This window comes from Nitrospirillum viridazoti CBAmc, assembly GCF_000730165.1.
Classification (GTDB): domain Bacteria; phylum Pseudomonadota; class Alphaproteobacteria; order Azospirillales; family Azospirillaceae; genus Nitrospirillum; species Nitrospirillum viridazoti.
On sequence record NZ_CP022111.1, the window covers coordinates 1,692,556 to 1,706,095 of the forward strand.

A 13,540-nucleotide genomic window follows, 5' to 3' on the forward strand; every position below is an offset into this window, starting at 1 on the left:
AAAGAGATGCGGGCGTCGAGGCTCTTGGCGATCTCGTGGTTAATGTTCAACAGCCTGCTAGGCTATCGTCGCATTATCTTATTCCAGTCGATCTCATATTCGGCAGCTGCAAGCTCTCTGCCGAGGGCCAGCTTCCAAGCGCCCGATGCATCAAACTCCGTCCATAATGCCCCAGCGAAATCACTGGGGATGGAGACCGCTCCCTTCTTTATGGCGCAGACGCGAGATCTCCCCAGCTTGCCGATGAAATATCCCAGCTCCAGCAAAACATTCTGGCGGGCGCGGGGCTCAAGCTCTCCATCCTTAACGCACCCCTCATCGTCGGGCGTCAGCAGAACCACAGCGAATCCAACATCGCTGTGGGCCTCAACTTTCTCAATAACCGTCTGTCCCTTATTCGCTTGTTCATGAAGTATAATTGGCCTGAAGCCAACTCCCTCAAGGAAGCGAGCAACGGATTCCCGGATAGCAACATCATGACCGTGAACAATAAATATCTTATCCGATTTCGGGAGCAGGATTTTCGGCTGATGGGTCGCGTTACTCATAACGTAGTCCTTGTAATCTCTAGCGAATGGCACAATTATCTGTCTCGTCAAATTGTGAATGCCATTAATTATTTTTGAACCGCCGCTAAAGAATTGATGACTAATGTGAATCATTGATTCTGGATCATCCGCAAGGCTCTCGACCATAAGAAGTTGAAGACCCAGCGTCTTCTCGTGGTCATCCGGCCATTGGAGTTTAGCCGTACCAACCATACCTCCCTGGGTCTTCTTACTTTCTTCCAAAAATTTTTTCAGATCCAAGCCATTCGTCAAACGGGCATTCACCTCCTTAAATTGGTCATCTCGCAAGAGGCGGCCGATATTCTTAATAGGACGTTCATAAGATTGAAGACTGGAGCCCTGAAGATCGAGAATGGCGTTGTTTATTGATTTAAATATGTCATTGCCGCTCATCATCTTCCTCTTCTTCCTGATTATCTCTAACTTCCTGCGCCTTCTGAATTATCTGATCCCTCATCGTTTCCTTAATTTGGTCCATCATTGGTCCGGCAAATGGATTTGAAGAGTATCTACCAAGCTTCTCTTCAATTATATGCTCCATATCCTGGATAGCAACTTCGATGCTACCTGGATCTTCAGGGTCGAACTTTACCGTCCCAATTTCGCCATCCAACTCAGACAGAGCTTTCTGAAACTCTTTCATGTCGTTAGTCACCTTGTTTAAGCCCTTAATCTCGAATGCCATCATTAACCTTCCATCATTGAAGTGAGGTCCATAGAAACACCTGCTCCTAGTTGCGCTGTTCGCAGACACAGCGGACTTTCCTGCCCATCAGGACAAAACGCGCACCGTCTAGCGATACGCTTCCTCCTCCCACTTCCTCCGGGCCTCCGCCGCGTCGTCCCATCCCTGTAACCACTCAGATCGGCCACCACCGCGTTCAAGCGGACAGTCCTCCCGCCGAACGCCGTCATGGAACGCTTTGTCCCCCGCAGCACGGGTGGGCGGCATATCCAGCCGCAAAGGCCATCCACTGGCCTTTCGCGCAGCCGCAGCGGCCTGCTGCTCCTCCGCCGTCATATGCTTTCGGCGCCGCACCCGATACCCAGCCTGCTCGTCCATATCGACCTCCCGCTGAAACTCACCGTCTCGTAGAACCTCAGGCAGCCACCTTCGTCATATCCCGAAGCTGCTCCCACTTGCCGGACAGCGCAGGCATGGGCGGGCAACGCAGGTTTATCTTCACGAAGGGCTCCCCGTTGGCATGCAAACCAAGCGCTCGGCCGCTGTCTACCCGAACCCAGAGGCGATGCGGCATGTCCGGATGCTGGGACCAACGGTGGATCTCCTGCGCGTTTTCCTGGGAGAGGAAATCAGCCGCATTTTTCAGGTCCGCCCAGAACTTTGGAACTTCGCGAATTAGTCGCTCCGCCTGCCGGGAAAGGTCCATCACTTCCTTTCGGGTCCAGGTGCAAACGACAGCGGGGTCGGAATAAATGAGCGACGCGGCGCACTTGTGGAGCTGTTCCCACCGCTGGCGCCAGCCCTTCGTACCCCGGACGAACTCCTGTCCCCGTAGCTGACCGACAACCACAGTCGTGAAGTTGCTGGTACCGCCCGATCCTGCAAGCCCAAGCCTAGGAACCATTCCGCCCGTGGCTTTGACTTCCACCGTCAGCCGACCATTGTTCTGCTCACAGGCCCTCTTCAGCAGCCCCTCAGTCGTCGGCAGCCGATGCAACACCTGCCGCTCCCGCGTGAGGTGCTTTACCGCCGGTTCCAGAGCTTTCAGGTCCGCAACCAGTTCTTCTGCCACCGGTATGACCGCCTCCATCAACCAGAACGCCGCCTGGTCGTAGCGCTGGGCATTGCGGAAGGTGCGCTGCATCTGCCTCATCCGGACACCGCCAAAATGATTGCCAGCGCAACACCACCCCACGCACCGAAGGGAACCGTCATCGACTCCCCATATGTACGCCCCTTCAAGGAACTTGGGCTTATCATCGCAAAGGCAGCAAGGAATGAGCTTCCCTTCAGGACGTACCTCTGCCCTGACCGCAAATTGAAGAACGATCTCCCATCGCAGCGCTAAGTCGGGCTTTCCCTTGGCCAGCTTGGGCCAAGCCTCTGGTTGGCCTGTCTCATCAATGAATCGCTGAATGTCTTCACGCTCGCGGAGCGTGGGGGCTTCTCTATAGGGGCCAACGAACTCTATCGGTTCACCAGGCATGAGCATCCTCCATCAAGAAGTGATCAGAGCCCCCATCTTGTTATTGCAACGGAGCATACCACACCAAATCGTGATGTTCACACTACGTTCTTAGCGGCATTGCTAGGATACCGTTGCCCTGCGACAAAGCCGACATCTTTACCCACATGCCGCAGCAGCTTGCTCGCATAACGCGCAATCTATAAGCTTAGGCGATAGTTTCCAGCTGCAAGGGCTCCCCGAATGCGCCGTCTCGTTGCCGCCATTCTGATGACCACTCTTCTAGTCAGCCCAGCTGCCCTAGCCGCTGAAGGCAAGCACTATTCCGACCCGGCCGCCGCAGCCAAGGTCTGCAAGTCGCCCGTGGTGTGGGTCAACCCCAACTCGGGCGTCTATCACCTCCAAGGCAGCCGCTACTACGGCACCACCAAAGACGGCTTCTATATGTGCCAGAAGGCCGCCGAAGCCGCTGGAAACCGCCAGGCTGAAGGGCACTGACGGCTTCGCTCACGTGAAGCCGTTGATCGACAACACCCCACTTGAGGAGGCAGCCTGCCATATGCCCGGCGGCGCCTATCTCGATTCCGCGATGAAATTCAGGACAACCATGTCAGCTCAGAGTGTGCTCCGGATCGGAATCCTTGCCGCGGGCCTGGCGCTTACCCACAGCACCATGGCCAAGACCTTCGAATTCCGGGGCCATACGCTGGGAGAGCCGATTGAGTTGTCATTTCCCGATTGGCGAAACAAAGACCCTTACGGGATCAGAGGCTGCCATGACGAAGTAGTATCCGGCTACTTGGCATGCCCTGAGAAACGGGAAGCCGTAGATCCAAGAAGCTCTCTCGGATCATATAAAATTGGCGACGTTGAAATAGATCGCATTAATTATGATTATTATGACGGTAAATTAGCTTCCATCGATGTCGGATTTAGCATTGTAAAATTTGAAACGATTAGAAACATGATGGAAGGAAAGTATGGCAAGCCAAATCGGGATGAATACGTAAATACGTATGGCGGATACGGTCTAATTTTTAACAATAGGCAATGTGATTGGAGTTTTCCTCAGGGCACCCTTAGATTGTCGCTCTATTATCTAGATATGCACATGTCGCGGATTGAATTCATCAATCCGACCGTTGAGGCCAAAATCAAGAAGGACAAGGCCGCAATCGATAGGCAGAAGGGCGCGAAAGGATTCTGAGTGAGTTTATTAATGAAATCTCTGGCGATCTCGAACGTGTGCCAGGCGGCACGGCATAAGCGCCGGTGCTGATGATCAGTTTGTGCTGAGAGAGTATTGACCTGACAGTCCCGGCCACACCGGCCACCGCGGGGGCCGGTGTGGCCATGCTATCTCTGGTGGGGTTTGATGGAGTTGCTAGCAACATCAACCCAGAGACCGGAGAGCGACATGACCACGGCACAGAAGACGGCACAGAAGGTAGCACGCCGTAAGCTGAGCCTGCTTGAACTTGCGTCCGACCTCGGCAAAGTCTGCAAAGTCTGCAAAGTGATGGGCTACAGCCGACAGCAGTTCTACGAGATGCGCGGAGCTATCAGACCTTTGGGGCGGACGGCCTGATCGACCGTCCGCCCGGCCCGCGCGGCCCCCATCCCAACCGCGTGTCGGCGGAGGTGGAAACGGCGGTACCAGATCACGCCCTGGCCCATCCCTGCCACGGCTCCCTGCGGGTGGCCCAGGAACTGCGGCATCGTCGAGCGCCTGCACCGCACGCTGCTGGGCGAACTCTTCCGCGGCCGACGCCGCCGCACCTGGTTCGATACCATCGAAGAGATGCAGGGCGTGCTCGACCAATACCTGGTCGTCCACAATACCAAGCGCCCCACCAGGGGCGCGCCATGAAGGGACGTACGCCCCTCCAGGCCTTCCGCGACGGTATCCCCAAGCCACAGAAGGAGGCGCCCGAAGCAAACCTCAACCCGCCGCCTGATAACCTCACCAGACGGGGCGACTGTCAGAGGATAACCGTCTCTGTACAATCTAAAGGCACCGTGGGACAGCGGCTCGCCAATCACGAAATGGCTGACGACAGAGCGACAAATTTGAATTTGAAGGGCGAGTTACCCTCAGCCAGCATTCCACTGGCGACACTCTCAAAATCTTCGTCCGTTCCGTCGGTCTGCTCCATGGCCCGCAGAGAATCATCAGACAGCGACATGACGTACCCAACTTTGTCGGCCCCAGCAGCGATGGTGTCCAGCTTCTGCTGGGAGTCCGTGGCGAGGTGGACAATCAGCAGGGCGAGCATCTGCTGAATACGTTGGTCCGTGTGCCCATTGGCCAGGACTGCATCCGCGATCGAGAATTGAGCTGCATGGGAACCATTCTTGAAATTCCGATGCTTATACAGCTGGGTGACTAGTCGTTCAGCCTTTTCGCGAGCGTCAGAAAGTCTTGCTCGCTCGATACCAAATTGAACGAGATACGGGGGCTCAACGGCCCTCTCGTCGAAGCCAGCGGCCATCTTGAGGAAAAATTGGATCACGTCAGACATATAGGGCCCTTAATCGTTGGGTAATGGATTGCATTCACCCCGCATTTAAACTTCCTCGTCCTCACCTTCAACTGGCAAATCGATACGACAGAATTGGGCCTTCTGATACGCTATCATTTTTAAGTTTCGAAACAGGATGGATGACTTCCCGTCCTTCGAGGTCCAAGCATTCTGGTCAGCCTTCCAGGTCCCAAACACGATGTATCGGCCGCCGACCTCGAATTCGGACATAAATCTCTCCGGCACAAAGACCCGAGGTGCGATGATGGATGTCCCCTTCGTCCGGCCGGGCATGCCCTGGCCTTCCCCGGAACCGGCCGGGCAGCTGTCCCTTGCGCAACCCGATGCCGAACTCGGGTCGGAAACCTGGAGATTCTTGATAACTTACTGGAAATAGATCAATATTTTCTCGCACGCGAATTTGTTGACGTAATTCGCAACCAGTCTGCCTTTCCTTGATCAATCTGGATTTCTATGAAAAGGGATGTTAGCCCCTGGTCATACCGCCAAGGATAGGGTAAATTTCTCCCGTTTTCCAGGGTATAATTCCCCCACGACGCCGCTTCCGCCTCAGGGTAAATTTCCCCACATGACCACCGCCGCCAAAGTCATCCTGAACGCCGCCGCGCCCAGCCCATTGGCTGAGCGGCTGGGCCGTCGCCTGTCGGCGCTGAACCTGGGCTATGCGGAGTTCGAACGGGCGGCCGGCCTGAACGAAGGCACCATCAAAGGCATCATGTACGGCAAGTCCGCCTCCCCCCGCGCCGATACCATCTACAAGATCGCGCGCGGCCTGGGCTGCCGAATCGAGGATTTGATCGGCGAGAGCCGATTGGGCAGCGACTCGGGCGACGAGGCTGGCCGTCTCGCCACTCCGCCCCCTATCCCCTATGCCGGGCAGGAACCGCCGCCGTTGCCGGAACACGCGGTGCTGGACGCCGTGCTGGACAAGGTGCGGGCGGCCTACCGTCAGGGCGACCTGGACTTGGCCGCTCAGTTGGTGCGCCTGTTCCAGTTGGACCTGGAAAAGCTGAAGATCGAACGCGAGATCGCCCAGCGCTGAGGCGTTTGCGGCGCCGGCCGTCAGCATGACGCCCATCCCAGGCAGGCGGCCAGGTCGCGGCTGAGCAGCATATCGGCCGGGCGGTCGTTTGCCTCCGCCATAGCCGCCGAATCGGCCGGCAAGGCGTCCACCAGATAGAGGCGCACGCGCAGACCGTTCGGGACTGTGGCTGTCTCCAATGCGACCCAGGCATCGGCGGCGATGGCCGCGCCCCCGGCCACCTGGTGCAAGGATGGCACCATGTCCACCTGCCGGTGCCGGGTCAGCGACAGCAGGGTCCACGGCCAGGCATCGCTGACCACCGCCACGACCGGCACGCCGCCCACAATGACCCGCAGGCGCCGCCCAAGGGGCGGCACCTCAGGCGTGCCGGGATAAACCTCCCCAGCCAGGGGCAAACGCCGCTGCGACACGCGACCGGACATTCCACTCCTCTATCCCGCAATGGCCCCGATCCTGTTCCGGGATGCCGTTCCCTAATACTGGCCCGGCCCAGATCTGCCCCAATGGGACAGCCCAAGCGCCAAGCCCTGCAAATCGTACGTCCTCGATAAATCTTTGGCCGAAACTCCCGGTTAACGTGCGCCACAAGGCCTAGAATGCCTTTCGGCGTGCTTGCTATATGTTCTCTATACGTTCTCATTTTGATGGGGAGTGGTCAAGCGGTGGCCGATGCGCCGCGGACGGAGCAGACAGGAGAACATTCCGCGATTAGGGCATTTTTACCCGAATTTCCTTGACGGGGTATTTTTCTCCTGCCAGGGTAATCCTCACCGGCCGGCGCTTCCCCATCGGCGCCGCCCGGCGATGGCGATCCGCCCCTGCCCCTCCCCGGGCGGGTCGCCCCCTCCCCGGGGTGGGCAGGCGCCGATCGGCCGCCACCGCCCCGGGGTTCCTTTTGACAGTCAACGACGGAGCCTGCCCCCATGTCGTCCGCGTCATCCGCGCCGCCTGTTCCCATCGCCGCCGCCCCGCCCGCGCGTGGCTTGGCCATGCCGCCCCTGGCCGCTCAAATTCCAACCCTGGCGCGCCATCTGGCGCACGCAGCGCTCAGCGTCCGCTTGGCCAGCCGGCGGCTGGATCAGGGTCACGGCCAAGAGGCCCGTGACGAGTTGTTGGAAACGGCGGCGCCCGCACTGGAGCAGGCGCTGGAAGGCATAGGCCGGCTGGAAGCGACACTGGAGGCCCACGGCCAGGTGCGGGAAGTGGACTTGCGCCCGGCCGCCACCTTACGCGTGCGCATGGAGGCGGCGACCAGCCTGCTGAAACAGGCAGACGTGCTGGCCCGGGCTGGCCTGGCCGAGGAAGCGGGCGACAGCCGCGAAGCGGCGCTATGGACGCTGGAAAGGGGCCTAGCCCTGGTGCCGCCTTTCAGCCCGGCGCCCTCGCCGGCAGCGGACATTCCCATCCGCGCCCTGCCGCCCCGCTACCCGGCCACTCCCGCCATCGGAATGGCGCCACCCTGAGTCGCGCCGGATGGGATCTCAACGGCGCACCACGGTGGTGCCGCCGCTGCCCCAGGCGCTGACCCCCAGTAGGAAGCCGAAATCGTACCAGCGGCCGGGGTTGGGATAGGCGTAGACCCGCGTATCGGAAATCAAGCTGTAGAGGAAACTGAAAGGCGCGATCAGTCCGTGCAGCAAGCCATAGAGGAAGCCCGGCAACTCACGGCCCGCCATGGGCGGTGGCTGGGTGGCGCAGGCGCTGAGCAGCAGCCCGGCGCCCAAAATGCCCGCTCCCATCACCAGAGGCTTCAACCAGTGCCGGCGTCTCCGCACGACCTCAGGAGACACGCTCTGAAGGGATGACGCGGACTGGAGTGTGGACCGTTCCATCTTGGCCTCCCGGCAAGGACGATAGACATCATCTGTCACCATCACTGTCCGGGCTCGCCCGCCGCAGGCCAAGGCCCCTAAAAGGTGGCCCGGGGCCCTAGACATTGGTCAGAAGGGCCCTTGCCACCGGGATCCGGAAGTGGGGGCCAAACGGCGGACCTCAGGCGCGCCTTTCAGCACATGCCCGCGCCACCAGGGCGTCCCGACATGGGCGCGATAGCGATCGTAGGCCGCCGCGTCGGCGAATGCCTGGAAGGTGATGAACACCGCCTCCCCCTCCCGCACCGGCAGGCGGGGGAAATTGTTAGGTTCAGGATTGGTGACGAAGGCCGCCAGGACGGGACCGCCCGCCGCCGCCAAAGCCGGCCCCCCGTCGCGGGCGAAGGCGTCGGCCAAATCCTGGGCCGCTGCCGCGTCATGGGCCGGGAACGGGTAGTACAGGGTGGCGACCAACATGCCGTGCCCTGCCGGCGGCGCGCCGGACGGCGCCGGCGCGGGCGGTAGGGGGGGCGCTGGGCCGGGCGTCACCGCTGGCGGCACCGGCGTGACATCGGCGAAGCCTGAACCCGCGATTGCCGGCCGGAGCAGCAGGACGTTGTCGGAATCCAGCATGGTGGCGTTCGCAGCCTCGCGGTACGCCTGCCATACGGGTCCGCCATAGAAGGCGGCCAAGCCGGTGGCGCGGGCCGACATGTCAGGGAAGCCCCGCAGCCAGACGAAGCGGTCGGGATCGTCCAGGTCGCGGAACTGGCCCACCACCCGCAGACCCGCCGCCTCCTGCCCTGTCCGGAAATAGCGGTCGAACAGGTCGATCAAGGCGTCCCGCTGGCCGGGCTTCAGGGTGTACTGACGCAGTTCCAGAACAGCGCAGCAGGCGGCGGCGGGGCCGGTGACCGGCGAAACCTTGGCCTTCGGCACCGGTGCCTCCGCCCGCAGCGCCACCTTCAGGGGTAGGGCGTCGGCCGGCATCAGGTCGGGCGGCCAGGCCAGCGCCCGGTCGGCCACGCCGGCGCCGACCAACAGGGTCAGGGCCAGCAATACGGCGGTCTGCAGTCTCATGGTGGTTTTCCTTATTCTTGTCGTTTGAGCTGTCGGTCACGCTAAAACCTCAAGCAAAGTTGAGGTCAAGCCCCTTCAAGCGCGCCCCTTCAAGCGCGGGTGAAGGCCAGGGTCCAATTGGTTTCCCAGCTGCGGCCCTCATCGGCCGACCACGCCTGCTCCCACAGGGCGGAGGAGGTGGTGATGCGCGACCAGATCACCCGCGCCTGAACCGGCCGACCCAACAGCGGATCGAAATCCTGGCCGCGAAAGTCACCCCGACGGCCGGCGAACAGGCCGCCGGTGAAACGGCCGATCAGGGGGGCCTGCAGGGTGCCGGTGCGCCCGTCCACCCGATGAAAGGCCCAGTGCCGGGCCGCCGGGTCGTACAGGCGGAAGGTGACGGCGGCACCGGGCCGGTCCGCCGGAGCCGGCAGTTCCAGTTCGTCCAGGCAGGCCAGGCCGCCCAGCATGACTTGCCCGTGGGCGCTGGCCCGCGCCTCGTCCCAGCGGTCATCGCCCACCCAGCGGTTCAGCCGGCGGCGGCTCAGTACCGACCAGCGGCCAGCCAGGAAGTCGAAATCGCCTGCCCCCGGACCGCCCGTGAGCAGATCCGGCTGGTCCGGATCGGTCGGGCGGCGGTCGACGGTGGGCAAGTGCTCCGCCCGTGCCGGGGCGGCGAAGGCCATGAGGCCGGCACCCAGCAGGGCGGCTCGGCGGGTGGGGGTAAGGGTGCTGGTGTCGTGCATGGAAACGGTCCTCCGCGACGGGAAAACCGGGCGATTTGTCCGGTGAACGCACTTTACCGGACAAAACATGACATCCTTTGTCAGGTATAATCTGCTAGTTTGAAATTCATGCGCGCCAGCCGTCTTCTTTCCCTGCTCATGCTGCTTCAGACTCGGGGTCGCCAGACCGCCCAGGCCCTGGCCGATGAGCTTGAGGTCACTGTCCGCACCATCTATCGGGACATCGACGATCTGAGTGCCGCCGGCGTCCCCGTTTACGGCGACCGGGGCCGCACCGGCGGATTCCAGCTGCTGGATGGCTACCGCACCCGTCTGACCGGCATGACGGCGCAGGAGGCGGAGAGCCTGTTCCTGGCGGGCCTGCCGGGGCCGGCGGCGGAACTGGGCCTGGGCGACACCCTGGCCGCCGCCCAGCTGAAGCTGTTGGCGGCCCTGCCCGAACCGGGGCGCCAGACGGCCTCGCGCCTGAACGCCCGCATCCACCTGGATCCGGTGGGCTGGTTCCAGGAACCGGGCAAGGTCGACATCCTGCCCGACATCGCCCGGGCGGTGTGGAACGAGCAGGTCATCCGCATGCGCTATGAACGCTGGGCCGGCATCGTGGAGCGCACGGTGGAACCGCTGGGGCTGGTCCTGAAAGGGGGCGTCTGGTACCTGGTGGCCCAGTCCCACATGGAGACGGCGCAGACGAAGGCCGGCAAGCCGGCGGGCGGCCCGCGCACCTACCGCGTTTCCAACATCCTGGCCCACACCGTGCTGGACCGGCGCTTCCCCCGGCCGGCGGATTTCAACCTGCCGGCCCATTGGCAGGAATCGTTGCAAAGCTTCGAGGCCGGTTTGTACACCGGCACGGCGCGGGTGAAGGCCACGGCGGCCGGCCTGAAATCCCTGCGCAATTTGGGCCCGGCCTTCAACGAGCGCATCACCGCCACCCTGTTGCCGGCCGACGCCGATGGCTGGGCCGAGGCCGACATCCCCCTGGAGGCAGTGGAATGGACCGCCCGCCAGTTGCTGGGCCTGGGCCTGACGGTGGAGGTCCTGGGCCCACCGACACTGCGCGCCCATATGGGGGAAATGGCGGCAGAGCTGCACCGCCGCTATGCCGCGCCCTGAAAGGAAAAGAGCACCGGCGTCGCCACCGGTGCCCCTTCCAGACTTATGCCCCCACGATCAGTAGGTGACCGTCATCTTGGCGGAGATGAAGCGCGGCGGCGCCGGCTGATAGCTGGGCAGATTAGCCGCGACGCCGTTGTAGGGCTGGGCGTTATTGCCGAAATTGATGCCGCCCAGGTAGCGCTTGTCGAACAGGTTGGTGACCGACAGCACCAGCTTGGTCGCGAACCGTCCGGTCAGCGCTTCCGGCAGGGTGTACCCGGCCGCGACGTCGAAGGTGTAGAACGACGGCACCTCTTCATCATTGGTCAGGGTGCTGAAGCGGTGGGCCGTGTACTTGCCCTGGATCTGGGCGAAATAGCTGTCCCGCTCATACCGCAGCAGTCCGGAAACCAGCCATTCCGGCGTGTCCGTCAGCTGCTTGCCCGCCGTGGGCAAGGGCACCGTCGAGCCGTTGGCCAGACCGACATACAGGTCGTTCTTCAGGTGGCTCTGGGTATAGGCGGTGGACATATAGGCGGAGAAGCCGTCGATGGGCTTGGTGCCGACCTCGGCCTCCAGGCCCTTGATGATGACGCCGCCGATGTTCTTCGACACCGTGGTGTTGGCGGTCACGTCGAACAGCGACTGCTGCCGGTTGGAGTAGTTGGTGTTGAACACGGTGACAGAGCTGATGAACCATTCCCCGGCGTAGCGGTAGCCCGCCTCCAGATCCACGGTGGTTTCCGGCTGAATGGTAGAGAGGTTCACGCCCGGCGTGTACAGCGCGGAATTGTCGGTGGCGCGGAAGGTCTGCGTGGCCGACGCGAAGATCTGGTTGCTGTCGTCGATATGGTAGACGGCGCCGGCGCTGGGCACAAATTTGCCCTGGTCCAGTTCCGGATGGGTCGGCGCGATGGCGTTGGCGTTCGCGGTGCGCAGGCTGAGCGGCAGATAGTTGATGCCGCCGCGGTTGATCTGCGAATGCTGCAGGCCGACGCTGAGCGCCAGCTTGTCATCGAACAGGTTCAGGGTGTCGACCACGAAGGGGCGCACCACTTCCGTCGTCGTCTTCTGGTCCTGGGTACGGACGACGCTGCCGTCGGCGCGGAACACATGCTCGTTGTAGAGGTCGGGCCACAGGCTGACGGGATTGCCATTGGGGTCAACCGACAGCAGCGGCTTCCATTCGCGCAGCTTGCCAGTTTCGTACTGGAAGCCCACCACCAGCTCATTGTGGCCATAGGTCCACTTGCCACGGGTGACGAAGCCCGGGCGCATCTGCTGCTGGGCGAAGAGGTTGTAGAACAGCTTGTTGTCCAGCGTGTCGTGATCGCCGTTCAGGTCGATGCCCTTGAACGCCTGACCCGGAACGCCGAACTGCGCCGCGTTGGTTTCGGAGAAATAGCCGGCGGTGCCGCCGCCGCCGAAGCCGTACCAGAGATAGGGCTGGACATCGAGGCGCAGGTTGTCGGTCAGGGCGAAGTTGCCCTTCACCGACACCACCAGGTTTTCGAACGGGTTGGTCGCCAGCTTGTAGTAGTTGGAGCGCTGGGTCAGCAGCGGCCCGTTGTTGTCGTTCTGCACCGTGCCGGTCGCCGCCGGGGCGGTGGGGGCGAAGGCGGTGGCGAAGTTGAAGTCATAGCCGTACTGGGCGATCTGCGCCTTGGTCAGTGCCTGGTACGAATAGGTTTCGGCCGTGTTGTAGAAGGCGCTGAGCGCGATGCGGCTGCTGTCACCGATGTCGTGCGCGATGGAGGCGTCGACATGCTGGCGCTTGGTCGTGCCCTCGCCACGCCACACGTCCACCTCGGCATTGGAGTAGGAGATGAAGGCCTTGGTGCGGAAGCCGAGGTCGCCCGTATCCACGCGCACGAACTCGCGGCGCAGGTTGTTGTCGCCCAGCGCCTGCTGCAGCGTCACATGGAAATCGTCGGACGGCTTTTGAATGACCATGCCGATGTTGCCGCCCGTCTCACCCACGTTGGGCGTGTCGGCGTCACCGGCACCCTGCATGATGTAGACCTGGGACAGGTTCTCGGCGTCGATGTATTCCTGCGGGTAGACGTTGAAGGTGCCGCTGTCGTTGACCGGCACGCCGTCCAGGATCAGGCCGATCTGGTTGGATTGGAAGCCGCGGACGGAGATGGCGCCACGGCCGGTGCCGGTGGCGTCACGGCCGTTGGAGTTCACGCCCGGCGCCAGGTTGATCAGCTGGAAGGGGTTGGCCGCCGCGGGCTGGTCCTGGATGAACTTCTGCGTGACGGAAGACGCGGACTTCGGCGCCTCCTGCATCGTGATCTGGCCGGTGGCGCTCACGGGGCGGCCGCCGGTGATCAGGATGGTTTCCACGTCGCCGGCCGACGAGGCCTCCTGCGCCATGGCGCCCCCGCACACCATCACGTTGAGGGCGGCACCCGCCAGCAGGATGCGGCGCAGGCGCAAGCGTTCGCGGGCGGCGACGCCGCCCGGCGTGAAAGTCGTCATGAGAATCCCCCGATCTTTTCCTACCGGCGCCCTGC

At 62.0% G+C, this 13,540-nt stretch carries 15 protein-coding genes and 1 pseudogene; 6 read left to right on the top strand and 10 right to left on the bottom strand.

Annotated features, from left to right (window positions below; genetic code table 11):
• Nucleotides 1-62: 62 nt before the first annotated feature.
• Genes Y958_RS20695 through Y958_RS20710 form a run of 4 tightly spaced genes read right to left on the bottom strand, consistent with a single transcriptional unit; the run spans nt 63 to nt 2,398 of the window.
• A complete protein-coding gene (locus Y958_RS20695) occupies nt 63-965 on the bottom strand; it encodes a TIR domain-containing protein (protein WP_244909486.1) in 903 nt (300 codons plus the stop codon).
• Entirely contained in the window at nt 949-1,323 is a 375-nt protein-coding gene (locus Y958_RS20700; protein ID WP_244909487.1) for a hypothetical protein, read from the bottom strand. Before Y958_RS20700 ends, Y958_RS20695 begins: the two co-directional genes overlap by 17 nt.
• 39 nt (nt 1,324-1,362) lie before the next feature.
• Nucleotides 1,363-1,632 carry an Rmf/CrpP family protein gene (locus Y958_RS33085; protein ID WP_088873762.1) on the bottom strand — a complete coding sequence of 90 codons (270 nt, stop codon included), beginning with the start codon at nt 1,630-1,632 and terminating at the stop codon, nt 1,363-1,365.
• Nucleotides 1,633-1,669: 37 nt separating this feature from the next.
• Complete coding sequence (locus Y958_RS20710; RefSeq protein ID WP_145727661.1) at nt 1,670-2,398, bottom strand: hypothetical protein; 729 nt, start codon at nt 2,396-2,398, stop codon at nt 1,670-1,672.
• A 564-nt stretch (nt 2,399-2,962) separates the two neighbouring features.
• On the opposite strand from Y958_RS20710, the gene Y958_RS20715 reads away from it, so the two are divergent.
• From Y958_RS20715 to Y958_RS33090, 3 genes and pseudogenes are all read left to right on the top strand, one after another.
• Complete coding sequence (locus Y958_RS20715) at nt 2,963-3,217, top strand: hypothetical protein (protein WP_088873764.1); 255 nt, start codon at nt 2,963-2,965, stop codon at nt 3,215-3,217.
• 13 nt (nt 3,218-3,230) lie between these two features.
• Nucleotides 3,231-3,926, top strand: a complete 696-nt coding sequence (locus Y958_RS31530) for a hypothetical protein (RefSeq protein WP_145727660.1) — start codon at nt 3,231-3,233, stop codon at nt 3,924-3,926.
• Between the two features lie 210 nt (nt 3,927-4,136).
• A pseudogene (locus Y958_RS33090) lies at nt 4,137-4,432 on the top strand (helix-turn-helix domain-containing protein); the annotation flags it as partial.
• 326 nt (nt 4,433-4,758) lie between these two features.
• On the opposite strand, the gene Y958_RS32050 reads toward Y958_RS33090, so the two are convergent.
• A complete protein-coding gene (locus Y958_RS32050; protein WP_186291486.1) occupies nt 4,759-5,241 on the bottom strand; it encodes a hypothetical protein in 483 nt (160 codons plus the stop codon).
• Between the two features lie 589 nt (nt 5,242-5,830).
• Here Y958_RS32050 and Y958_RS20730 point away from each other — a divergent pair.
• Nucleotides 5,831-6,304, top strand: coding sequence for a helix-turn-helix domain-containing protein (locus Y958_RS20730; RefSeq protein WP_186291376.1), 474 nt, complete (start codon nt 5,831-5,833; stop codon nt 6,302-6,304).
• Nucleotides 6,305-6,324: 20 nt separating this feature from the next.
• Here Y958_RS20730 and Y958_RS20735 read toward each other — a convergent pair whose 3' ends face one another.
• Entirely contained in the window at nt 6,325-6,729 is a 405-nt protein-coding gene (locus Y958_RS20735) for a hypothetical protein (protein ID WP_040843005.1), read from the bottom strand.
• A 501-nt stretch (nt 6,730-7,230) separates the two neighbouring features.
• On the opposite strand from Y958_RS20735, the gene Y958_RS20740 reads away from it, so the two are divergent.
• Nucleotides 7,231-7,770, top strand: a complete 540-nt coding sequence (locus tag Y958_RS20740) for a hypothetical protein (RefSeq protein ID WP_088873767.1) — start codon at nt 7,231-7,233, stop codon at nt 7,768-7,770.
• Nucleotides 7,771-7,788: 18 nt separating this feature from the next.
• On the opposite strand, the gene Y958_RS20745 is transcribed toward Y958_RS20740, so the two are convergent.
• From Y958_RS20745 to Y958_RS20755, 3 genes are all read right to left on the bottom strand, one after another.
• The gene (locus Y958_RS20745) at nt 7,789-8,046 is read right to left on the bottom strand and encodes a hypothetical protein (protein ID WP_088873768.1); all 258 of its coding nucleotides are present in this window, start codon (nt 8,044-8,046) and stop codon (nt 7,789-7,791) included.
• Nucleotides 8,047-8,247: 201 nt separating this feature from the next.
• Nucleotides 8,248-9,198, bottom strand: a complete 951-nt coding sequence (locus Y958_RS20750) for an NIPSNAP family protein (protein ID WP_088873769.1) — start codon at nt 9,196-9,198, stop codon at nt 8,248-8,250.
• Nucleotides 9,199-9,287: 89 nt separating this feature from the next.
• Nucleotides 9,288-9,926: a hypothetical protein gene (locus Y958_RS20755; RefSeq protein WP_088873770.1), complete on the bottom strand. Its 639-nt coding sequence runs from the start codon at nt 9,924-9,926 to the stop codon at nt 9,288-9,290.
• A 108-nt stretch (nt 9,927-10,034) separates the two neighbouring features.
• Here Y958_RS20755 and Y958_RS20760 point away from each other — a divergent pair, with 108 nt between their 5' ends.
• A complete protein-coding gene (locus Y958_RS20760) occupies nt 10,035-11,039 on the top strand; it encodes a helix-turn-helix transcriptional regulator (RefSeq protein ID WP_088873771.1) in 1,005 nt (334 codons plus the stop codon).
• Between the two features lie 57 nt (nt 11,040-11,096).
• On the opposite strand, the gene Y958_RS20765 is transcribed toward Y958_RS20760, so the two are convergent.
• Complete coding sequence (locus Y958_RS20765; RefSeq protein ID WP_088873772.1) at nt 11,097-13,505, bottom strand: TonB-dependent receptor; 2,409 nt, start codon at nt 13,503-13,505, stop codon at nt 11,097-11,099.
• Nucleotides 13,506-13,540 lie beyond the last annotated feature (35 nt).